Annotated in this window: 24 protein-coding genes; 18 read left to right on the top strand and 6 right to left on the bottom strand. The window is 61.7% G+C overall.

Annotation, left to right across the window (positions count from 1 at the left end; genetic code table 11):
• Position 1 precedes the first annotated feature (1 nt).
• The 8 genes from H0241_RS16965 (at position 2) to H0241_RS17000 (ending at position 6,861) form a co-directional block, all read left to right on the top strand.
• Positions 2 to 1,447, top strand: coding sequence for a type II and III secretion system protein family protein (locus H0241_RS16965; RefSeq protein ID WP_181058794.1), 1,446 nt, complete (start codon positions 2 to 4; stop codon positions 1,445 to 1,447).
• A gap of 4 nt (positions 1,448 to 1,451) precedes the next feature.
• A complete protein-coding gene (locus H0241_RS16970) occupies positions 1,452 to 1,730 on the top strand; it encodes a hypothetical protein (RefSeq protein ID WP_235984314.1) in 279 nt (92 codons plus the stop codon).
• A gap of 70 nt (positions 1,731 to 1,800) precedes the next feature.
• Positions 1,801 to 3,345, top strand: a complete 1,545-nt coding sequence (locus H0241_RS16975; protein WP_181058796.1) for a TadE/TadG family type IV pilus assembly protein — start codon at positions 1,801 to 1,803, stop codon at positions 3,343 to 3,345.
• A 5-nt stretch (positions 3,346 to 3,350) separates the two neighbouring features.
• Positions 3,351 to 3,890: a TadE/TadG family type IV pilus assembly protein gene (locus H0241_RS16980; RefSeq protein WP_210284966.1), complete on the top strand. Its 540-nt coding sequence runs from the start codon at positions 3,351 to 3,353 to the stop codon at positions 3,888 to 3,890.
• Between the two features lie 41 nt (positions 3,891 to 3,931).
• The gene (locus H0241_RS16985) at positions 3,932 to 4,528 is read left to right on the top strand and encodes a TadE/TadG family type IV pilus assembly protein (RefSeq protein WP_235984315.1); all 597 of its coding nucleotides are present in this window, start codon (positions 3,932 to 3,934) and stop codon (positions 4,526 to 4,528) included.
• Complete coding sequence (locus tag H0241_RS16990; RefSeq protein ID WP_181058798.1) at positions 4,525 to 5,688, top strand: AAA family ATPase; 1,164 nt, start codon at positions 4,525 to 4,527, stop codon at positions 5,686 to 5,688. Before H0241_RS16985 ends, H0241_RS16990 begins: the two co-directional genes overlap by 4 nt.
• 46 nt (positions 5,689 to 5,734) lie before the next feature.
• Positions 5,735 to 6,271, top strand: coding sequence for a L,D-transpeptidase (locus tag H0241_RS16995; RefSeq protein WP_407941749.1), 537 nt, complete (start codon positions 5,735 to 5,737; stop codon positions 6,269 to 6,271).
• Positions 6,268 to 6,861, top strand: a complete 594-nt coding sequence (locus tag H0241_RS17000) for a hypothetical protein (protein ID WP_181058800.1) — start codon at positions 6,268 to 6,270, stop codon at positions 6,859 to 6,861. Before H0241_RS16995 ends, H0241_RS17000 begins: the two co-directional genes overlap by 4 nt.
• Positions 6,862 to 6,983: 122 nt before the next feature.
• Here H0241_RS17000 and H0241_RS17005 read toward each other — a convergent pair whose 3' ends face one another.
• Complete coding sequence (locus tag H0241_RS17005) at positions 6,984 to 7,523, bottom strand: hypothetical protein (RefSeq protein ID WP_181058801.1); 540 nt, start codon at positions 7,521 to 7,523, stop codon at positions 6,984 to 6,986.
• 143 nt (positions 7,524 to 7,666) lie between these two features.
• A complete protein-coding gene (locus tag H0241_RS17010; RefSeq protein WP_181058802.1) occupies positions 7,667 to 7,903 on the bottom strand; it encodes a hypothetical protein in 237 nt (78 codons plus the stop codon).
• Between the two features lie 206 nt (positions 7,904 to 8,109).
• On the opposite strand from H0241_RS17010, the gene H0241_RS17015 reads away from it, so the two are divergent.
• The 3 genes from H0241_RS17015 to H0241_RS17025 all read left to right on the top strand — a co-directional run bounded on the left by H0241_RS17015 (position 8,110) and on the right by H0241_RS17025 (position 12,002).
• Positions 8,110 to 9,519 carry an ATP-binding protein gene (locus H0241_RS17015; RefSeq protein WP_181058803.1) on the top strand — a complete coding sequence of 470 codons (1,410 nt, stop codon included), beginning with the start codon at positions 8,110 to 8,112 and terminating at the stop codon, positions 9,517 to 9,519.
• Between the two features lie 228 nt (positions 9,520 to 9,747).
• The gene (locus H0241_RS17020) at positions 9,748 to 10,770 is read left to right on the top strand and encodes a glycosyltransferase family 4 protein (RefSeq protein WP_181058804.1); all 1,023 of its coding nucleotides are present in this window, start codon (positions 9,748 to 9,750) and stop codon (positions 10,768 to 10,770) included.
• A gap of 587 nt (positions 10,771 to 11,357) precedes the next feature.
• Positions 11,358 to 12,002 (top strand): hypothetical protein, encoded by a 645-nt coding sequence (locus tag H0241_RS17025; RefSeq protein WP_235984316.1) that lies wholly within the window; start codon positions 11,358 to 11,360, stop codon positions 12,000 to 12,002.
• A 101-nt stretch (positions 12,003 to 12,103) separates the two neighbouring features.
• Here H0241_RS17025 and H0241_RS17030 read toward each other — a convergent pair whose 3' ends face one another.
• From H0241_RS17030 to H0241_RS17040, 3 genes are all read right to left on the bottom strand, one after another.
• Positions 12,104 to 12,463: a tRNA-binding protein gene (locus H0241_RS17030; RefSeq protein WP_181058805.1), complete on the bottom strand. Its 360-nt coding sequence runs from the start codon at positions 12,461 to 12,463 to the stop codon at positions 12,104 to 12,106.
• Between the two features lie 6 nt (positions 12,464 to 12,469).
• On the bottom strand, positions 12,470 to 12,970 hold the full coding sequence (locus H0241_RS17035) for a type III secretion system chaperone family protein (RefSeq protein WP_006202532.1): 501 nt from the start codon (positions 12,968 to 12,970) through the stop codon (positions 12,470 to 12,472).
• Between the two features lie 316 nt (positions 12,971 to 13,286).
• A complete protein-coding gene (locus H0241_RS17040; protein WP_181058806.1) occupies positions 13,287 to 13,589 on the bottom strand; it encodes an accessory factor UbiK family protein in 303 nt (100 codons plus the stop codon).
• A gap of 176 nt (positions 13,590 to 13,765) precedes the next feature.
• Between H0241_RS17040 and H0241_RS17045 the strand changes: the two genes are divergently transcribed.
• The 3 genes from H0241_RS17045 (at position 13,766) to H0241_RS17055 (ending at position 16,053) form a co-directional block, all read left to right on the top strand.
• Entirely contained in the window at positions 13,766 to 14,005 is a 240-nt protein-coding gene (locus H0241_RS17045; protein WP_181058807.1) for a BrnA antitoxin family protein, read from the top strand.
• 102 nt (positions 14,006 to 14,107) lie between these two features.
• Positions 14,108 to 14,992 (top strand): prolipoprotein diacylglyceryl transferase, encoded by an 885-nt coding sequence (lgt, locus tag H0241_RS17050; RefSeq protein WP_181058808.1) that lies wholly within the window; start codon positions 14,108 to 14,110, stop codon positions 14,990 to 14,992.
• Entirely contained in the window at positions 14,989 to 16,053 is a 1,065-nt protein-coding gene (locus H0241_RS17055; protein WP_181058809.1) for a class I SAM-dependent methyltransferase, read from the top strand. The genes lgt and H0241_RS17055 overlap by 4 nt, the downstream gene beginning before the upstream one ends.
• A 3-nt stretch (positions 16,054 to 16,056) precedes the next feature.
• Here the strand turns inward: H0241_RS17055 and H0241_RS17060 are convergent, their stop codons facing one another.
• Entirely contained in the window at positions 16,057 to 16,956 is a 900-nt protein-coding gene (locus tag H0241_RS17060) for a hypothetical protein (RefSeq protein WP_181058810.1), read from the bottom strand.
• Positions 16,957 to 17,106: 150 nt separating this feature from the next.
• Here H0241_RS17060 and pgeF point away from each other — a divergent pair, with 150 nt between their 5' ends.
• The 4 genes from pgeF (at position 17,107) to H0241_RS17080 (ending at position 20,784) form a co-directional block, all read left to right on the top strand.
• Entirely contained in the window at positions 17,107 to 17,901 is a 795-nt protein-coding gene (gene pgeF / locus H0241_RS17065; RefSeq protein ID WP_181058811.1) for a peptidoglycan editing factor PgeF, read from the top strand.
• Positions 17,901 to 19,052, top strand: a complete 1,152-nt coding sequence (locus tag H0241_RS17070; protein ID WP_181058812.1) for a M24 family metallopeptidase — start codon at positions 17,901 to 17,903, stop codon at positions 19,050 to 19,052. Before pgeF ends, H0241_RS17070 begins: the two co-directional genes overlap by 1 nt.
• Before the next feature lie 55 nt (positions 19,053 to 19,107).
• Positions 19,108 to 19,707 carry a hypothetical protein gene (locus H0241_RS17075; protein ID WP_181058813.1) on the top strand — a complete coding sequence of 200 codons (600 nt, stop codon included), beginning with the start codon at positions 19,108 to 19,110 and terminating at the stop codon, positions 19,705 to 19,707.
• 141 nt (positions 19,708 to 19,848) lie between these two features.
• Positions 19,849 to 20,784: a ribose-phosphate pyrophosphokinase gene (locus H0241_RS17080; RefSeq protein WP_015316090.1), complete on the top strand. Its 936-nt coding sequence runs from the start codon at positions 19,849 to 19,851 to the stop codon at positions 20,782 to 20,784.
• Positions 20,785 to 20,851 lie beyond the last annotated feature (67 nt).

Genomic DNA, 20,851 nt, shown 5'->3' on the forward strand with positions numbered 1-20,851 from the left:
AATGCGGGGGTTTTGGGTGCGGATGGCGGCGGCAGCGCTGCCCTGTATGGCGGCGCTGCTGACGTGGAGTCTTGCCGCCGAAGCTGCCGACCGCTTCATCGATGTGTCCAACCCCAGCGTCCATCGTGTTTTCCTGCCGATGTCACAATCTGTGACCCTCCAGGTGAGCGCCAATCTCGGTGACATCGTTGTCGGCGACGAGAAGATCGCCGATGCCCAGCCGATGACCGACCGGACGCTCTATGTCATCGGCAAGAGCGCCGGCACCACCACGGTCAATCTCTTCTCCCCGGAAAAGCGCTCGCTGGGCGTGATCCAGATCGAGGTCGGCGTCGACGTCAGCGACATGGCGCAGGCGATCCGGCAGGTGGCGCCTCGGGCGCGCATCGAAATCGGTTCGATCAACGGCAAGGTCAGGCTCGGCGGTCACGTCAAGGATGGCGCGACGCTGGCGTCCATCATGGAAGTGGCACAGCAGTACGGTCCCGACGCCATCATCAACTCAGTCATCGTGGATGATAGCCAGCAGGTCAATCTCGAAGTGCGCGTGCTGGAGGCCAAGCGCAATGCCGGCCGCGATCTCGGCGTTTCGATCAAGAGCACAAATGGCAGCGGCACAACCCGCACAGGGACAGGCATTGCGGCCGTCGACGAAGATGATGTGGTGCTGGGACCTGGGAACCTGCTCACCGGCCTGCTGTCGAACACCAATCCATTCGCGGCGCTGATCACCCGAGTCATTGACAGCAACATCAAGGTCGACCTGATCATTGAAGCGCTCGAGGCCAAGGGGGTTGTGCGCACGCTTGCCAATCCCAATCTAACAACGCTTTCCGGTGAGCCAGCCAGCTTCAACGCTGGCGGCGAGGTCCCTATCCGTGTCGTCGGCAATGATGGCCAGGTAACCGTCACGTACAAGCAATTCGGTGTCAATCTGCTGTTCACGCCGGTCGTACTTGACGACGGTAAGATCCACATGAAGCTGGCGCCGGAAGTGAGTGACCTCACCGGTTTCACCACCGCCGGCGACCCGATCTTCACCAACCGCAAGCTTGATACCGTCGTCGAACTGCGCGATGGCCAGAGCTTCGCGGTCGGAGGGCTGCTGTCGAGCAAGACCACCAAGCTGCAGAATCAGGTGCCATGGCTCGGCCAGGTGCCGGTCATCGGCACGCTGTTCCGCAATTCGAGCAACCAGAAGGAAGAGACCGAACTGGTCGTCATCGTCACGCCGCACGTCGTGCGGCCGGTCAAGCCCGGCGAACAACTGGCGACGCCTTTCGACAAGACACGGCCGGCCAACGATCCGGAATTCTTCGTGCTCGGTCAGCTTGAGGTGAACAAGGATATGATCCGCAAATACGAAACGGGCGACGGCGTGACTGGCCCCTACGGCCACATGCTGGACTTCAAATCGAAGGACAAGATGCTCTATGTCAAGAAATAGCGCCTTGATCCTCATTCTGTGCGCCGGTGCACTATCGGGCTGCGCCGCCGATTATCTGAACCGCTACGACACGGTGACGCTCGCCGCCGGCGACACGCAAAAATACAATTCGCTGCTGCAAACGGTCGATCCGTTCAATCCGAACTCGAAGAACACACATATCGAAGGCGACGGCACGCGGGCAGCCGCTGTTGCCCAGAGCTACAAATTTCCACCGCCACCGCCGCCACCGCCTGCGATTACGGTCAATGTAGGCGGGGCAGTGAACAACGGAGCGAATTGAACAGAAGGATGCGGTCGCGATGCGCCGGGTGAGCGAGGGGCCTGGTGCAAGGAAGCGAGAGAGTAAGGTCATGTTGGGGACCATTAGGGCGTTCTGGAACGATCAACGCGGCATAGCGCTCATCCTCGTCAGCATCATGCTGCCGGCGATCATCGGCTTGTCGCTGCTGGCGGTCGACATGAGCCGGATGAACAATCTGGACAACGACCTGCAGAAGGGCACCGATGCGCTCGCGCTCGCCGCGGCCGCCGAGTTGAACGGCAGATCTGATGCGTGGACGCGTGCCGACAATGCCCTCACAAATCTGGTTTCCAACGAGACCATGTTTTCCGCTGGGGGGATCGTCCCCCTCACCACAGGGTCCGGAACTGCGACGGTAGACTCTACATACCCCGCCTGCCGGTCGAAAGGACAGATATCGTGGTGCTTCCTGGCAAGTATCCCGACAAACGACTCCGACCCGATCATACCGGCCAACTATGCAGCCTCGCCGATCGTGACCCGTTTCATCCGGGTAAAGGCGCTGCCGGAAAGCTTCACGTCGATGTTCCCGGTCTCGGTCTCGTCATCGGGAAGTGCAACCGACACGAGTTACAATCTGAGCGCCGTGTCGGTGGCCGGTTTCACCTCCGGCGTCTGCGACTTCACTCCTGTCTTCATCTGCAATCCGTATGAGGACGATCCCGACGGGCACACCCTCGAACAGGCCGCTGCCAATCCTGACCTACACCGGAGACTTATGGAACTGCGCAAGGTAGGCAACGGTGCGGCCGCTGGTCCTGGCAATTTTGGTTTTCTTGAGCCGCCGGCAGGCGTTGGCAATGGGGCGCAGGCGCTCGCACAGACCATTGCCACATCCAGACCAATCGGTTGCTACTCCGCGGAGGGGGTCGATACCAAGACTGGACAGAACGCTGGGCCAGTGCAAGACGCCTTCAACGTTCGGTTCGGGATTGCTGCCAACGGCCACTTCAATAGCCCGGAATACGGCCCAGCCGCCAACGTCCGAAAGGGTGCTTCGTCTGGAAATGGAAACGGAAACGGAAACGGAAATGGAAATGGAAATGGAAATGGCGGCGGCCAATGCCCTCAATATAACCAGTTGACCTTCAACGGAACGGGTAACATGGGCCTGCCCAGGGATGCCACCACGCCATACATGGGCGGGCGAATGGGCGATGGAAATTGGAACCTCTCCGGCTATTGGAGCACCAACTTCGGTTCCGCCAGCCATCCATCCTCGTGGGACACGACAAAGCCGACCCGTTACGAAGTCTACAAGTACGAGATATCGGCTGGGCTGGTGGGAACGGCTTCGACAGGTGGCGAGGTGGGAACACCCCCGAACTCTTGCCAGCCGCCGGTCACGTCGGTGGACCGTCGCCTGATCTACGGCGCCATCCTGAATTGCAACGCGCTCGAGCCAACCAACGATCTATCAGGCCACAGCACGAACCTGCCGGTCGAATCCTTCGCCAGCTTCTTCCTTACTGAGCCGGTATCCTCGCCGTCAGACGATGCGTCCGTAATGGTCGAGCTTGTCGACATTACCGGCCGTGGCGGACAAGGAACGCTGGACAATTTCCTGCGCGACGAAGCGCAGCTCTACCGGTGACCGCGATGTTGAGAAGGCTGTCCCGCGTCCTGAACCGCTTTCGCTCCGACCATCACGGCACGGTGCTTGTCGAGATGAGTCTGGTTGTGCCGATGATGCTGTTGTTATCGGCGGGGGTCTTTGAATTCGGCAATCTGATCCACGACAAGCTGCTTATGGAAGCCGGCGTCTCCGACGGAGCGCGGTTCGCCGCACGCTGCAACAGCAAGCTGTACACCGATGCGGGGCTTGCCGCGATCGACTGCGCCGCTCTCGCCAAGAACATCACCGTCTTCGGCAACGTGGCGGGGACGGCTCCCGCACGTATCAAAGATTGGAAGACGACCGACGTGACGATCAACATCGCCGACCCCGCGACTTGCAAAAACGCGGTCGACGGCAGTGGCAACGTGCTCTATCTCTCGACGACCTCGCAGGTCTGTATCGTCACGGCTTCGGGTGCTTACCCTTATGCAAGCCGCGATAGCGTCGGATTGCTGTCATTGATCAACATAAGCACGGTCACGCTCTCCGCCAGCCATCAGGAGCGGTTGATCCGATTTTGATGATGCTGAGGCAGTTCGCAAGATCAGAGGACGGGGCAACGATGGTCGAAATGGCCATCGCCATGACGCTGCTGCTGACCCTGACCCTTGGCTTCGTTGATTTCGGATATGCCTTCTATCAATGGAATGCGGCGACCAAGGCAGTGCAGATCGGCGCCCGACTGGCGTCCATCTCGGACCCGGTTGCAACCGCGCTCCCAACCGCCGCGCCAATCTCGAATCCAGGCGCGCCGGTGGCGGCTGGAGCCTATGGGCCTTTTGTTTGTACTTATGCCGCGGGCAGTGGCTCGTGCACCAATAGCGGCGCGTTCAGCGCAGCCAATTTCAGCCGTATCTTTCGCGGCGACACCGCAAACACCAATGACGATGCCTGTCCGCCTCTGGCAGCCAACCAGCGGCCTGGCATATGCCACTTTTTCCCAGGCTTGCAGCGCAGCAACGTCGTCGTGACCTACACCGCAACCGGCCTCGGCTATCAAACACGGCTGGGCGGCCCGGTGCCGACCATCACCGTCAGTCTGCAGAACATCAATTTCCAGTTTTTCTTCCTGGGCGGACTGCTCGGGTTCGGAGACATCACAGTGCCCTCCATGCTGAGCACGGTTACGGGCGAAGATTTGAAGAGTACCGCGTCATGAATGCCATCAACACCAAGGTTACGCCGACCAAGCGAAAGCAGGTGGCGCTGTTCTCGTCGGATGCGAATTTCAAGCGCGATGTAGCAACGCGCCTCGATGCACTGGCGATCTACGACGTCAGGGTTTCCGAGACCGGCGAATTCCTCAAGGGTCCGCCCGCGGACACGCGCCCTGGCATCGTCATCCTCGACCTCGGCAATGGCGAGTTGCTCGGCAGGCCGGGCATCGTTGAGGCGCGCGCCCTTTGGGCAACCGTGCCGCTGATCGCGGTCTCCGACGAACTGTCGTCGGAGCAGACGCGCGTGCTGGTGCGCATGAACGCTTCGGACTGGCTGCACAAGCCGCTCGACGGCAAGGAACTGCTGAACGCGGTGACCTTCCACGACACCGGCAACCAGGGAACGAAAAGCCGCATCATCACCTTCATCAGCGCCAGCGGCGGCGCCGGCGCGACGACCCTCGCTTTGTCGGCGGCGGAGCACCTGGCGTCGAAATCGACAGAACGCGGAGCTTCCACCTGCCTGGTCGACCTCGATTTCCAGAGCGCCAATTGCGGCGCCTATCTCAACCAGTTCAACCAGTTCGACCTCGGCGGCATCATCGGCCAGCCGGAGAGGCTCGACGTCGAGTTGATGGATGTCATCAAGCTCTCGCGTCCGTCCGGGCTGACGCTCTATTCCTTCGAGAGGCCGCAATTGCCTTTCGAGCCTCAGGGCGCCGATTTCGTGTTTCGCCTGCTTGACCTCGTCGCCTACCGGTTCGACGACATCGTCATCGATTTGCCGAATATCGAAACCCGCTGGCACAATTCCGTGCTGTCGACGAGCGATGAGATCTTCATCGTCTTCGAACTCAACGTCGCGTCGCTGCGGCAAGGCAAGCGGCTCTACAAGAAGATCCGTGAGTTGCGTGGCAATGCGGTCAGCATCACGCTGGTCGCCAACAAGCACAAGCGCAAATGGTTCGGGAACCACTTTTCGCGCAGCGAGCTGGAAAAGATTTTCAAGGCGCCGCACATCAAATCGGTTGCGCTGGACAATGCGCTTCTGGCCGATGCGTTGAACCGTGCTATTCTGCCTGCCGAGGTGGATGGGCGTGCGCGCTTCAACAAAGACCTGAAGCGGATGTTCAAAGAGCGGCTTGATGACGCTGCCAAATAGGTATCGGCCAGGTAGGTATCGGATTGGCCCGGGATTGGCCTGCGTCATGGGTATGGCGCTGGCGATGTCGGTCCAGGACTTCGCCAGCGCGCGATCGGCACTTTCGGATCGGCCGCCGCTGCCGGCAATGGGACCCAGCCTGCGCAAGACTGTCGCCTTCGAGACGGCGGAACAACCTGGAACGATCGTTATCCGCAAGGGCGAGAAAGCGCTTTATCTGGTGACCCGACAAGGCCAGGCGCTTCGCTATCAGATCAGCGTCGGCCGCGACGGATTTGGCTGGACCGGGGTCGTCAAGGTGGGGGCCAAGACCGAATGGCCGGAATGGCGCCCACCCCGCGAAATGCGCGACCGCCAGCCGGAGCTGCCGCAAATGGTGCCCGCCGGTCCCTACAATCCACTCGGCGCCAGGGCGCTCTATCTGCTTCGGGACGGGCGTGACACGCTCTATCGGATACACGGAACCAACGATCCGTCGGGGGTTGGCTTCGACGGAACATCGGGGTGTTTTCGCCTCACCAACACCGATGTGATCGATCTCTTCAAGCGCGTCGCGATCGGCGCAAAGGTGGTGGTTCAATGACGATGATCAGCGAACCGGACATGCCGGCAATCGAGATTGGGACAGAAACCCGCATTGGAGAGCAGGCTGTCGTTGGGAAACCGAGCGACAAAAGCATTATCGGCGCGGTCATCATCGGCACGTCCCTGATCACCTTGGTGAATATAATAGCCGCAGTTTATCTCTACCGCGGCATCAGCGATATGCGCTTTTTGGAAGGGCGCCTGGAACAACTCGGGACGTTCGAACAACGAATCGGGGGCCGGCTGGATACCGTCAACAACGGTTTTCAGAGCCGATTTGAAAAACTCGACAGTCAACTGCAAAGCAGCTTTGGTGAAATCAACCGGAGCATAGCCCGACTGGAGCAGAACCAGCCTCTTGCCCGTGATGAGGTCATGTCGAGCGCAGCGGAGCCTTCCGTCGACACGACCAGCAGCATGGCGGAGGCACCCGCCGTTCTCGATGGTGAAGGCGCGACCGAGCCCAGCGCTGTCGATGCGCCGCGTCCGCCGAAAAACAGGGTCGCGGCCGCAGCGCCTGCCCCAAGCCCCAACTACCAGCGCATACAACAGGCCGACGGCAAGGTTTACTACAAAAAGATCAACTAGCGCTGGAAAAGCGGGCTGCCCTAGAGCAACTTCCAGGAAAAGTGTGAACGGTTTTCCGTCCGGAATTGCATTAAATCAAAGAGATAGAGCGGTTCGCCGTTTCCGTGAAACGGTGAAAAGCTCTAGAGATCTCGCTGCAGGGCAACAAGCCTCGCGGCAAGCACTTCGGACCGTTGCCGGGTTTCGCTGAGGAAGACAACATGACAGTAGGCGCATGCTGTCAGACCCAGAAGCAGCACAAGGCTGTTCTTCAAGGTGAAATCGACCATTAGTGAGAATGGAAGGCCCCCGGGTACCGTGAATGAAGCGATCGTGCTCGCTGTTTCGGAATGGCTGGTGACGGCGATCATCAACCCGGCAAAAAGCAGGGCGACGTGATTTGCAAGGAAGAAGAAGGCAACCGACTTTCTTGTGCGGAACGCCATCCAGCAGACGATCGACGCGGCGGCGAGGATGGAGGCATCAAGGACCATCGACGCCCCCAGAAAGAGATCGATCTGTTGCCAGAACATCGTCGACAGCGGCCTTAGTTCAAGCCAGATCCGCCACATCGTGGGACTGGCCGGATAGGATCCCAGCAGGAAGGTCGCCATGCGCTCCCCTGCCAAAATCAGCAGGATCAGAGCTGGGAAGGCAAAGAGCATTGTCGACTTGCGCTTCATGTCACCCTCAACAATCTGGCCTTCAAGATAGATTGCAGAGATTGACCGAGGCTTAACGGAGCGGTGCTGGTCCTGCGGCGGCGCGGCCAGCGGCACATGGCAGCCTGCAAGTCAGCAAGAGCCATTCGTGGATGGCGCAGCCATCAGTTGTTTTGGCTGAGCACGAGCGTCACCACCTTCGGCTCGACTCGTTGCAGACATCGTTCCGGAATATTGGGCCACATCGCCTTGGCGCATCCCTCGTCTTCGCGTGGCGCCAGCGCCAGCGAGCGTTCTGAGCTACGGGCTTGCTCGGCGGTCGACAGGAATACCTGTGTAGCCAGCGCAGTCGCCATGGATACCTGGACGAAGATAAGGGCGTAAGCAAATCGTCTGATCATCCGCTCGAAACGCCCAATCCGCGAAGTGGTTCCAACCTAACGCACTGGTGAACACTTGATCACGATAGTTGCGATTCCGTGCGTGCTGGTCATTGGCCGCCCTGCCACGGCTGTTCCAGAACGGCTCGGCGTGGAATAGAATGCCACCGACGGCCGCCCTTTGGCCACAGACGAGTGCCATCGACGAGCGACGAGCGGAAGGACACATGGCGACCACGCAACTGGAACGGACGGACGGCTTCGGCGCGCGCCTATCACGCGCGCTGAAAGCCATGCCGCGCGCCTGGAACCGGTTCTGGCGGCTGGTCGCGCTCTATATGCCGAAGCGGCTCTATGCCCGCTCGCTGATCATCGTCATCGCGCCGATGATCCTTCTGCAATCGGTCGTCGCCTTTGACTTCATGGAACGGCACTGGGCAACCGTGACGCAGCGCCTGTCGCAGGCCACCGTGCGCGACATTGCCGCCATCATCGACATGATCGAGACCTATCCGCACGACGGCGACTACGCCAACATCATCCGCATCGCGCAAGACCGCATGCAGCTGAAGGTCGACCTCTTGCCGCCCGACCCGCTGCCAGCGCCCGGGCCGAAGCCGTTCTTCTCGATCCTGGACGATGTCCTTTCCACCGAGATCACGCGCCAGATCAACCGCCCGTTCTGGATCGACACCGTCGGCAATTCCAACATCGTCGAGGTGCGCATCCAGCTCGAGGGCAAGGTGCTGCGCGTCTTCGTGCGCCGCAGCCAGGCCTATGCCTCCAACACCCACATCTTCCTGATCTGGATGGTCGGCACCTCGCTGGTGCTGCTGACCATCGCCATTCCCTTCCTGCGCAACCAGATCCGGCCGATCCTGATGCTGGCCGAGGCCGCCGAAAGCTTCGGCAAGGGCCGGCCGATGCCGCGCGATTTTCGGCCACGCGGCGCCGAGGAGGTTCGGCGCGCCGGCTTTGCCTTCATCCAGATGCGCGAGCGCATCGAACGCCAGCTCGAACAGCGCACCGCCATGCTGACCGGCGTCAGCCACGACCTCAGAACCATCCTCACCCGTTTCAAGCTGCAGCTGGCGCTGGCCGGCGGCAAGCCCGAGACCAAGGCGGCGCTCAACCAGGACATCGACGACATGCAGTCGATGCTGGAAGGCTATATCGCCTTTGCCCGCGGCGAAGCATCGGAAGATGCCGGCCATTTCGATCTTGAGGCCTATTTCCAGAAGCTCGGCGAGGAGGCGTCGCTGCACAAGCGCAAGCTGTCGACCGTGCTCGCCGGCGATCCGGACGTGCATGTGCGCCCGCACGCTTTCGCCCGGCTGTTGTCCAACGTTGCCGGCAATGCCTTGCGCTATGCCAAGACGGTGGAGATCAGCGCCAATCATGGCCGTGGCTCGCTCGTCGTCACCATCGATGATGACGGTCCGGGCATTCCGCTGGAAAAACGCGAGGACGTGTTCAAACCGTTCGTGCGGCTCGACGAGGCCCGCAACCTCGACGCCAGTGGCACCGGCCTTGGTCTCTCCATCGCCCGCGACATTGCCCGCAGTCATGGCGGCGACATCATGCTGGACGACAGCCCGCTCGGTGGCTTGCGGGCCGTTATCAAGGTGCCTGCCTGATCAGAGCATGATCTCGAAGGCGGGCTCGGCCAAAAACCACTTTCATCCGCCCGTCATGAAATCATGATCAAGAGCGCGCATGAAGCGCGCGACCTCAGTTGATTCGGCTCAGCCGCCTCACTTCGACCTCGTGCCTGCCCGGGTACGCTGGAGCGAAGCGAGGGCAACCGCATGGGTGCCGTTCCGCTATCGCATCAAGGCAACCGACGATCCGAGCAAAGGGCCGCCATGCGCATCCTGATGGTCACCGACGCCTGGCGCCCACAAGTCAACGGCGTCGTCCACACGCTGGAGCGGCTCACCGAAACGCTGAAATCCTTCGACGTTACGGTCGACTTCCTGACCCCGAACATTTTTCGCACCTTGCCCTTGCCGACCTACCCCGACATCAGGCTGGCGCTGACCACGCCCGGCCATGTCGCGCGGCTGATCGAGGCTCGCAAGGCCGACCATGTCCATATCGTCACCGAGGGACCGCTCGGCATCATGGCGCGGCGCTATTGCCGCAATGCCGGCCGTCCCTTCACCACCAGCTACCACACCCGCTTCCCCGAATATCTCAGCGCCCGCCTGCCGGTGCCGGAAAGCTGGGCCTATCGCTGGCTGCGCGATTTCCACAATTCGGGCCAAGGCACGCTGGTTGCCACCCAGTCGCTGGCCGATGATCTTGCCGCACGCGGCTTCAACAAGCTCAGGCCGTGGACGCGCGGCGTCGACACCGATCATTTCCGCCCGGACAAGAAGAAGGACCTCGGCTTTCCCGGCCCGGTGTTCCTGTGCGTCGGCCGTGTCGCCATCGAAAAGAACTTGTCCGCTTTCCTCGATCTCGACCTGCCCGGCAGCAAGGTGATCGTCGGCGAGGGCCCGGAACTGGCCAAGCTCAAGGCGAAATATCCGCAGGCGCATTTTCTCGGCCACCGCCCGAACGATGAACTGGCCGAAATCTACGCCTCGGCCGACGTCTTCGTCTTCCCAAGCCGCACCGACACCTTCGGCAACGTCATCATCGAGGCGCTGGCCAGCGGCACGCCGGTCGCCGCCTATCCCGTCACCGGACCGATCGATATTGTCGGCGACGGCATCGGGGGCGCGGTGTCGACCGATCTGCGCGAGGCCTCGCTCGCCGCCCTCAATGTCGACCGTGCCGAAGCCCGCGAGCGCGCCATGCGCTACAGCTGGAAAGCCTGCGCCGAGATGTTCATGGATACAGTCGAAGAGGCGCTTGGGACGCCGCGGAAGCTGGCCGCCTGACAGACCCGGCGCAGGATGTAGTGAGTTCCAGGTCAGGCCGAGCCGGGAATGGTGCCTCGGCGATGCCGATCGGTGGCAGTTGTGTGGCCACCTCAATGCCGCCCACCCATGAATTTCCCTCAGGAGATCTGGAACTTCGACACCTTGCCAATGCCTTGGAAAAGTCTTCCGCGTGAAGTTGTTGATGCATCGGAGATCATGCGACGGCCAAGCTTTGATCCCTGCGAGCGCGCTCCTTGCGAGAGCTTGTGCGGCGGTTCCTTGCGGTGCATTATTCTGCGAGTGTAGTTCCCTGTGGGATTGACGCCGATTTCAACGCTGGACGGGTTGCCTGCCGTATCGCCAAAACGTCGCCTCCTGCGCATCGGCAAGACCGTTGCGAGGGTGTTCGGCTATTGCCGGGCGAATGCCTGGCCACTCTTCATAGCCGCCTGGTTTCCCTGCTTTCTGTCGACGCTTTGTCTGACGGCGCTTGCCCTCGTTCTTTTTGCCGAGGGCAGGCGCCCGCCTGGCTTCTCTGGCTTCTATCGCGAGGCTTTGACCCCAGGAAGTGGCTTTCTCCGATTGTTGCCGCGCCGTTCTCGGCGATGGTCCTTGCGTTCGTTCTGGACCGCATGGCAAACGCGCCCGAGCATGGCCGTGTCGTTGTTCGGCGCGGCATTGAAGGTGTTAAACGCTTCGCTATCCCGGGCATGCGCTTTGAGCTCGGCCGGCGGATTGTTCTGGCAGCGTTGCTTCTCGCGGCCATTCAGCTTCTTTGCGGCTTCGCGGTCGCCGGCGAGCACAGACTGCTTGTTGCCGGCCTGCTGGCCACGCGTGACCTGCCGCTCAGCACTGAGGACGTCGCGCCCTGGGCGTCGGCGATGGGTGCCTTCAACGTGGTCGCGGGTGGCTTCGTACTTGCCTGGACGTATCTCTTCGTCGGCGATTTTCTCTGGACGGGATCGTTTGATCCAATCGGCTGCTGGCGTGCGCTCGACGGCAATCGTCTGCGTTTCGTCGCCATAATGTTCATCGTTCTCGCAATAGTTGCCATATTCAAATATGGGCTGGTCCTGGCCGCAGGCTTGATCCTGATTCCCGCGGATGCCGCGCCGCCTTCCTTCTTGAACCTCATGCTGATGCATTTCGGCCTCGCCTGGCCGTTCGACGTCCTGCATCTTGTGCTCTCGGCCGCAACGGTCGGAACCATTCTCGGCGCGTTCCGGCCCCAACCTCTTCGCCAGCCCTAAATGCATGTCGCCCAAAAGTGACCTCGGTTTTGGGACAACGACATGCATAAAAACAAAAGCCTAAAGCGCGTCGCTTGAATCCGTTTCGACGCGACGCGCTTTTAGAACAAGCGCCCGCCATCCGGCACTTTGCGCTCAATGGCGCCGAGCACCACGGCGCCCTCTTCGTCGGGAAAGCCGAGTGTCAGCACTTCGGACATGAACGGGCCGATCTGGCGCGGCGGGAAATTCACGACCGCAAACACCTGCCGGCCGATCAGCGTCTCCAGCGCATAATATTTGGTGATCTGCGCCGAAGATTTCTTCACGCCAATATCGGGGCCGAAATCGATTTTCAGCTTGAATGCCGGCTTGCGCGCCTCCGGGAACGGCTCGGCTTCAATGATGGTGCCGACACGGATGTCGACACGATCAAAATCGGCAAAACTGATCTCGGGCTTGCGCGCGCTGCTCGAACTCATGGAAGCTCAGGCGTTGCCATAGGTCTCGAACAGGACTCCGGCCAGCGCATCCTTGGCCGAGGTCCCCGACCAGACGACGAATTGGAAGGCCTGGAAATAGCATTCGCAAGCTTCCAGCGCCGACGACAAAAGCACCTCGACCTGCTGGCTCGACGGCTCGACCCCGCCGGCGAGCAGCAGCGACTGGCGAAACATGATCGCGCCTTCCTGTTCCCACAGGTCGAAATGCCCAAACAGCATCTGCTCGTTGATCAGCGACAACAACCGCATCACTTCCAGCGCGCGCGCTTCCGGCACCTTGATGTCGAACGCGCAGGCCAGATGCAGCGCCTCGAAATCCTCCATCCAGGAGAAGGAGACGTGATAATCGGTCCAGCTGCCGGCAACCGAGATCGAGATTTCGTCATCGCCGGCCCGTTCGAAGGACCAGTCATTGTTATGGGCCACCTGCTCGATGACATCCACCGGATGGATTTCGCGGGAGAATTCGAGTTCGAGAAGTTCCATGGAATGCTTCCTGTGTTCAGGGGAGCGCCACACGCTCCGCGGGGCACACACGACGAACAATCTTGTCTAGAACTCGGACGGCCAGGACTTCACGACACAAAGACCCCGGACCGGACCCCACCGCCCGGCCGCATGACCCTGCTCCGAATCATGCAACAAATTCAGTCTATTGATCGGGAGTCGCGTGAACAGCCTAATTTTTCGCACTGCGTCATCAGCATGTGGAAAGGCGCTGTCACAAAGATTCATGCATTGCCGGTAAACGATTCACGGCAAAGCACTTTTTCGGATTGTGCTTTGTGGAAAAGTTTAAGGATTATTTTTTTGCTTTGGGCTTTACCGCAGCCGCAGGTGCGGCCTGTCCGGTCAATTCGGCTAGCCTGGCTTCGAGCGCATCGATGCGGGCGGCCAGTCTGGTGTTTTCTTCCCTGGCCTTAGCGGCCATGTCGCGCGCTGCCTCGAACTCCTCGCGCTGCACCACGTCCATGGTGTTGAGGATGCGCTCGGCCTGCCCCTTGAAGGCAGTCTCCACTTCGCGGCGCACGCCTTGCGCGGCTCCAGCGGCATCGGTCATCAGCTTGGCGAATTCATCGAGAATGCGGTTCGGTCCGGTCGACATGGCAAATCCTCGCTTGGCCTGAATTGACGTAGTGGCGCTGCGCGCGGAATGCAAGAACGTTGCGATGGCTGCGGCGTCGCACCTCGCCAGCCAGCCTATACGTCATGCCGCTACGTCGACTATTGTACTGCTTCCTAGTCGGCTTGCGTCAAGCCGCTCTCACTCAGGGTCAACCAATGGCAACGCCTCCGCGCCGACCGACAAATCCGATGGCAGCCGCCGAAGCGGCCTTCAAGCCGATCAAGAAACCCGCGCCTCCCATTCGCGAAGCTGCGGCCGCACCGAACGTCCGGGAGCTTGTTTCGATCAGGATCGATCGCGCCGTGCTCGACCATTTCCAGGAAGACGGTCCAGGCTGGCAGGACAGGATCAACGATGCGCTCAGGCAAATGGTCGCCGGCAAGCCGCGGGATTGAGCCGAACTCTGCGACGATCAGGCAACCGCCACCTTGCCTTGACCCCGCCAAAACCCTGCCGCATGGTCCGCGCCCGAACGCGAGCCCTTCCGGGAGACCCTGTTGAACGACTATTTCCTGCTGCCGATGGCTTCGCTGTCCTTTCCCAACATCGACCCGATCCTGGTCCAGATCGGTCCGCTGGCGGTGCACTGGTACGGCATCGGCTACATCGTCGGCATCCTCTTTGCCTGGTGGTACGCCAAGCGGCTGGTCACCAACACCAGGCTATGGCCAGACGGCGTCTTACCGATGAAGCCCATCGATCTTGACGATTTCATCGTCTGGGCCGCCGCCGGCGTCGTGCTTGGCGGGCGCACCGGCTATGTGCTGTTCTACGATTTGAAGCGCTATATCGACCATCCCGCAGACATCCTCGCCATCTGGCAGGGCGGCATGTCGTTCCATGGCGGCCTGCTCGGCGTCATCCTCGCCATGACGCTGTTCTCCCTCAAGCGCGGCATCCGCACCTGGTCGCTGTTCGACGTCGTGGCAGCAGGCGTGCCGGTCGGCCTTGGCCTTGTCCGTGTCGCCAACTTCGTCAACGCCGAACTCTGGGGCCGCGTGACCGATGTGTCATGGGGCGTCGTCTTCTGCAATGAGCGCATCCTGCAGGCACAGACGCAATGCCCGGCAGGCACGCTTCCGCGTCATCCGAGCCAGCTCTACGAAGCCTTGCTGGAGGGCGTGGTGCTGTTCCTGGTCCTGCGCTTCCTCACCCATTCGCGGCTGAAGCTGAAGACGCCGCGTTTTGTTGGCGGCGCCTTCATCTGCGGCTACGGCCTGTCGCGCATCTTCGTCGAATTCTTCCGTGAACCCGACCAGCAGCTCGGCTACCTCCTCGGCGGCTGGCTCACCATGGGCATGGTGCTGTCGCTGCCGATGGTGCTCGCCGGCATCTGGGCGATGGCTACCGCCAAGCAGATCGCCCAGCCACAGCCGGCATGACACGGCTTAAGACCCGCATCGTCGACCTCATCGGTGCGCTCGGCCCCCTCCCCGTCAACGAATACATGGCGCTCTGCCTGTTCGATCCGGTCGATGGCTACTACACCACACGCGAGCCATTCGGCACCGAGGGCGACTTCGTCACCGCGCCGGAGATCAGCCAGATGTTCGGCGAACTCGTCGCGGTCTGGCTGTACCAGGCCTGGCTGGCGATCGGCCGGCCGCTGCCGGTCACCGTCGCCGAGATCGGCCCGGGCCGCGGCACGCTGATGAAGGACATGCTGCGCACCCTGGCGCGGCTCGATCCAGCGCTCACCGAAGGCGCGTCCTTCGCCTTGATCGAGACCAGTCCGCGGCTGACCGAAATCCAGAAGCAGACGCTTGCCGGGAGTTCAGCTGAGGTCGGGTGGCACGAAACCATCGCCACCCTGCCGCAGGCGCCGCTGCTGATCGTTGGCAACGAATTGTTCGACGCCGTGCCGATCCGCCAGTTCATCCGCGCCGGCGCCGGATGGCGCGAACGAATGATCGGCCTCGGCGACGCAGATGAATTGAGCTTCTTCGCCGGCGCCGGCTCGGTCGAGGCAACTCTGCTGCCGGACAACGCCGTAGTGGCGCCGCAAGGCGCTGTGGTCGAGGTGGCGCCGGCGCGCGCCGCGCTGATGGCAGCCATTGCCGAGCGGATAGCCAGCCATGGCGGCGCCGGCCTATTCCCCGACTACGGCCATCTCCAGCCCGGTTTCGGCGACACATTGCAAGCCGTGCGCAAGCACGCTCCCGAAGATGTGCTGGCCAATCCCGGCGAAGCAGATCTCACCGCACATGTCGACTTTGCAGCGCTGGCCGCGGTCGTGCGGGCGCATGGCCTCGATGTGGAATTGACGACGCAGGGCGACTTCCTGCTTTCCATGGGGTTGCTCGAACGGGCTGGCTTGCTGGGCAGCCAGGCAAGCGAAGAGGCACGACAAACCATTGCCGACGCGGTAGAGCGCCTGGCCGGACCCGACGCCATGGGCACGCTGTTCAAGGTCCTGAAAATCCAGCCGCACCAGCCTGGCTGACCGTCAGAGATCGTTTACAAGCCGCCCCGCCACGCCGCCAAGATAGGTTTCCCAGACATGATCGCACATCAACCGGCGATAGTGCCGCGTGCTGATCAGGCCGCGATACGAAGCGCCGCCGACATGAAAGAAGCAGTTATCCAGCATGCGATGGTCGGCCTCGATGCCGCCGAGCTTCAGGCTGACCGTGGTCTTTGCGGCATCGACGATGTTGTCGTCATCCAGCCTGTCGCGCAGCATTGGCCAATTGCCGCCGCCAGTATCGAGCCCGGTGTCGAAGCGCGGCGTGAAATCCAGTTCGAGATCCTCGACGACGGAAAAGCGAAAGAAGCAGAGGCCCGCCCAGAAATACCATCCGTCATGGCCTCTTTTGGCGGGATATTTGGTGCCGTAGGCGTCCTTGCCCTCCATGCGCCTGGTTATATCGAGGGCCACCACCGGAAAGCAGTCATGGTCGAGAAAGCCGAACAGTTCGGGCCGCAGCGGACGCACGATGTTATGGAAGACCCAGTTCATCGCAATGCCATGCGACCGGTTCGGATTCCATTCGGGATTTCGCGGTAGGCCGAAATAAGCAATGCCGCGCGACCGGCATATGGCCTCGATCGCCTGCCGCGCCGCAGGCTTGGACGAATTGTCGATGACCACCAGTGTCATCCCGCTCGAATAGATCTGCCACGCCTTGGTCAGCGCATCGATGACCCAGGGCGTGTTGTAGGCGATGGCAAAACAGAAGCGCCGCGACCCGGTCCGCCTGAGACCTTCAGCGAACTCCGCCCCCGAAGCCGCATTGCGCGAGCGGAAATAGCCGTTCACCAGGCTGTTGCGAAAATCCTTCGCCTTGCGGATCTGCCGGTTCTGATGGATCTGTCGGATCAGGCTTTTGACTGGATTCCAGCCCATGAACTTTCGCCCGCCCCGGAAATTGTCTGGCATTGCCTATAGTCGAATGCCTGCTTTTCGCCAACTCGGGCCCAATGCGGCACGGCTTCCGCAAATACTTGGGCGAACTTCGCCTTGACGAAAGCGCTGGCGCGGACAACAAACCCATCCATGCTGAATCAGACCAAACCGGATCCTGTTCGCTCGCCGCTGCTGGAAGCGGCGAAGCCGCAAGGCATCCGCCATGGCTATTTCACCCGTATCGGCGGTGTCTCCAGCGGCATCTACCAGGGGCTCAACATCGGCACCGGCTCGGATGATGACCAGATGCTGGTCGCCGAGAACCGGCGCCGCGTCGCCGCCTGGATGGGTGTGCCGGCCAGCCATCTGTTGACTGCACATCAGGTTCACTCGCCCGACGTCGTCATCGTGAACGAGCCCTTCCCCGGTCCACGGCCCAAGGCCGACGCCGTCGTCACCGACCGGCCAGGCATCGCCATCGGCGCCTCGACCGCCGATTGCGGCCCGGTGCTGTTTGCCGATGCAGAGGCGCGCGTCATCGGCGCGGCGCATGCCGGCTGGAAGGGCGCTTTCACCGGCGTGCTTGAAAACACCATTGCCGCGATGGAAAGCCTCGGCGCCCGCCGCGATCGCATCGTTGCGGTTCTCGGCCCGTCCATCGGCCCTGAAAACTACGAAGTCGGGCCGGAATTCGTCGCCCGCTTTGTCGAGGCCGATGCCGAAAACATCGGCTATTTCATGCCTTCGGCCAATCCGGGGCATGCGATGTTCGACCTCAACCTCTATACGATCGACCGGCTCAAGAAGGCCGGCGTGACCGCCGAGGGGCTTGGCCGCTGTACCTATGCCGAGGAGGATCTCTTCTTTTCCTACCGGCGCACGACGCATCGCAAGGAACCGGACTACGGTCGGCAGGTTTCGGCAATTGTTTTGGAGAATGAATAATGGCGCTGCATTTCGAACGGTCGGAGTTTGACGCTCGGCGTGACCGCCTGATGATCGAGATGACCGAGAAGAAGCTCGATGCGGTGCTCCTTTTCGCCCAGGAAAGCATGTACTGGCTGACCGGTTACGACACGTTCGGCTTCTGCTTCTTCCAGTGCCTGGTGGTGAAGGCCGACGGCTCGATGGTGCTGCTCACCCGCTCGGCCGATTTGCGCCAGGCGCGCCACACCTCGATCATCGACAAGATCGTCCTGTGGACCGACCGCGACGGCGCCAACCCGGCGATCGACCTGCGCAACCTGCTCAACGACCTCAATTTGCTCGGCGCCCGCATTGGCGTCGAATACGACACCCATGGCCTGACCGCCTTCAACGGCCGCCGCGTCGACGAGCAGTTGCAGACCTTCGGCCAGATCGCCGATGCCTCCGGCATTGTCGGCCGGTTGCGCCTGTTCAAGAGCCCGGCCGAAATCGCCAAGGCCGAAAAGGCCGCCAACCTGTCCGACGACGCGCTCGACGCGGCGCTCCCGCTGATCAAGCAGGGCGGCGACGAGGCGCTGATCCTTGCCGCGATGCAGGGCGCGGTCTTTGCCGGCGGCGGCGACTATCCGGCCAATGAATTCATCATCGGCTCGGGCATCGATGCGCTGCTCTGCCGCTACAAGGCCGGACGCCGCAAGCTGACCAAGAACGACCAGTTGACGCTCGAATGGGCGGGTGTTTTCCACCACTATCATGCTCCGATGATGCGCACGGTGCTGACCGGCAAGGTGTCGAAGCGCCATCAGGAGCTGTTCGACGCTGCCCGCGCCGCTCTGCTGGCGGTCGAGAAGGCGATGACGCCCGGCAACACCTTCGGCGACGTCTTCGACGCCCATGCCCGCACGCTGGAAGCGCACAATCTGACCAAGCATCGGCTGAACGCCTGCGGCTATTCGGTCGGTGCCCGCTTCGCCCCGTCCTGGATGGACTTACCGATGTTCTACCAGGGCAATCCCGAGCCGATCGCGCCCAACATGACGCTGTTCGCGCATATGATCATCATGGACTCCGAAACCGAGACCGCGATGACGCTTGGCCGCACCTACCTGACCACCGAATCCCAGCCGAAGCCGCTTTCACGCCATGATCTCGACTTGATCGTACAGTGAATCCATAATGGTTGGTCCACGCGGGGGCGTTCACAGCTAAGGAGTTTTCGGGCAGATGAGACGATCGCATGTGACGACCGTGTCATTGCTCGCAGCGCTTGTGCTGGCCGCTTGCACCAACGCCAAGGACGTCCTCGAACCGTCCGCCATCACGCCACCGGCAGCCTCGGCCCAACCGGCCCAGCCACTATCGGCAGCCCCAGGCACCGCGCCGGTCACCACACCAGCGCCGACGGTCGGCGCCACCACACCCGCCAACCCAGCGCAGAGCGCCGCCGCCCTGTCGAAGACGCGGCTGCAGATCGCGCCCATCGTCGGCGCCTCGGTGGAGGCAGCAACGCCGCTGACGGCCGAGTTGCAGACGCGCGCCAGGCAGCGCGGCATCACGCTTGCCGGCAGCGCCGACCAGGCCGCCACGCATGTGCTGAAGGGCTACTTCTCGACCATGACGGAAGGCACGGACACCACCGTCATCTACGTCTGGGATGTCTATGACCCCGCCGGCAACCGGCTGCACCGCATCAACGGCCAGCAGAAGGCGCCCTCAGCCAATGCCGCCGAAGGCTGGCCCGCTGTCGCGCCCGCCACCATGCAGGCGATAGCCGACCAGACGATCGACCAGTTCGCGGCCTGGCTCGGCGGCAGCGCCGGCTGATCCGCCTGTTGCCGGCTTTCGCCACTGTTGACGTTTTTGAGATTAGCCGGCGGATTCCGACCAACGAGGCTTGCAATACCGGCACGGCTCGCTAAAAGCCCGGTTAAGAGGACCTCCCCCATCCTTCGCCAGGAACGGTGCATGAAGCTTTTCGCGGGCAATTCCAACCGGGTGCTGGCCGAAGCGGTCGCCCGCTATCTCAACGTCCCGCTGGGTAAAGCCAGCGTAAGACGTTTCGCCGATCAGGAAATCTTCGTCGAAATCCAGGAAAACGTGCGCGGCGAGGATGTCTTCATCCTGCAGTCCACCTCGTTTCCGACCAACGATCATTTGATGGAACTGCTCATCATGATCGATGCCTTCATGCGCTCCTCGGCCAAGCGCATCACCGCGGTCATTCCCTATTTCGGCTATGCCAGGCAGGATCGCCGGGCGTCGGGCCGCACCCCGATCTCGGCCAAGCTGGTCGCCAACATGATCACCCGCGCCGGCGTCGACCGCGTTTTGACCCTCGATCTCCATGCCGGCCAGATCCAGGGCTTTTTCGACATTCCGACCGACAATCTGTTCTCGGTGCCGGTCATGGCCCGCGACGTGAAGGCGAAATACAAGCAGCTCGGCAATGTCGTCGTCGTCTCTCCCGACATCGGTGGCGTGGTGCGCGCCCGTGCGCTGGCCAAGCGCTTTGACGCACAGCTGGCCATCGTCGACAAGCGCCGCGAACGGCCCGGTGAATCCGAGGTGATGAACATCATCGGCGCGGTCGCCGGCAAGGATTGCCTGCTGATCGACGACATCGTCGATTCCGGAGGCACGCTGTGCAACGCCGCCGATGCGCTGCTGGCCAACGGCGCCACCAGCGTCACCGCCTACATCACCCATGGCGTGCTGTCAGGCGGCGCTGTCGCGCGCATCAGCGGCTCCAAGCTGCAGGAACTGGTGATCACCGATTCCATCCAGCCGACGCAGGGCGTGCTCGACGCGCCGAACATCCGCGTCATCTCCATCGCCGACCTGATGGGCGAGGCGATTTCGCGCACGGCAACCGAGGAATCGGTGTCGAGCCTGTTCGACTAGAGCAATTCCAAGAAAAGTGTGAAGCGTTTTCCCTGGAGAGGCGCGTAGCGCTTTCCCTCGGGGAATT

Origin of the sequence: Mesorhizobium neociceri, from assembly GCF_013520985.1 — a bacterium.
GTDB lineage: Bacteria > Pseudomonadota > Alphaproteobacteria > Rhizobiales > Rhizobiaceae > Mesorhizobium > Mesorhizobium neociceri.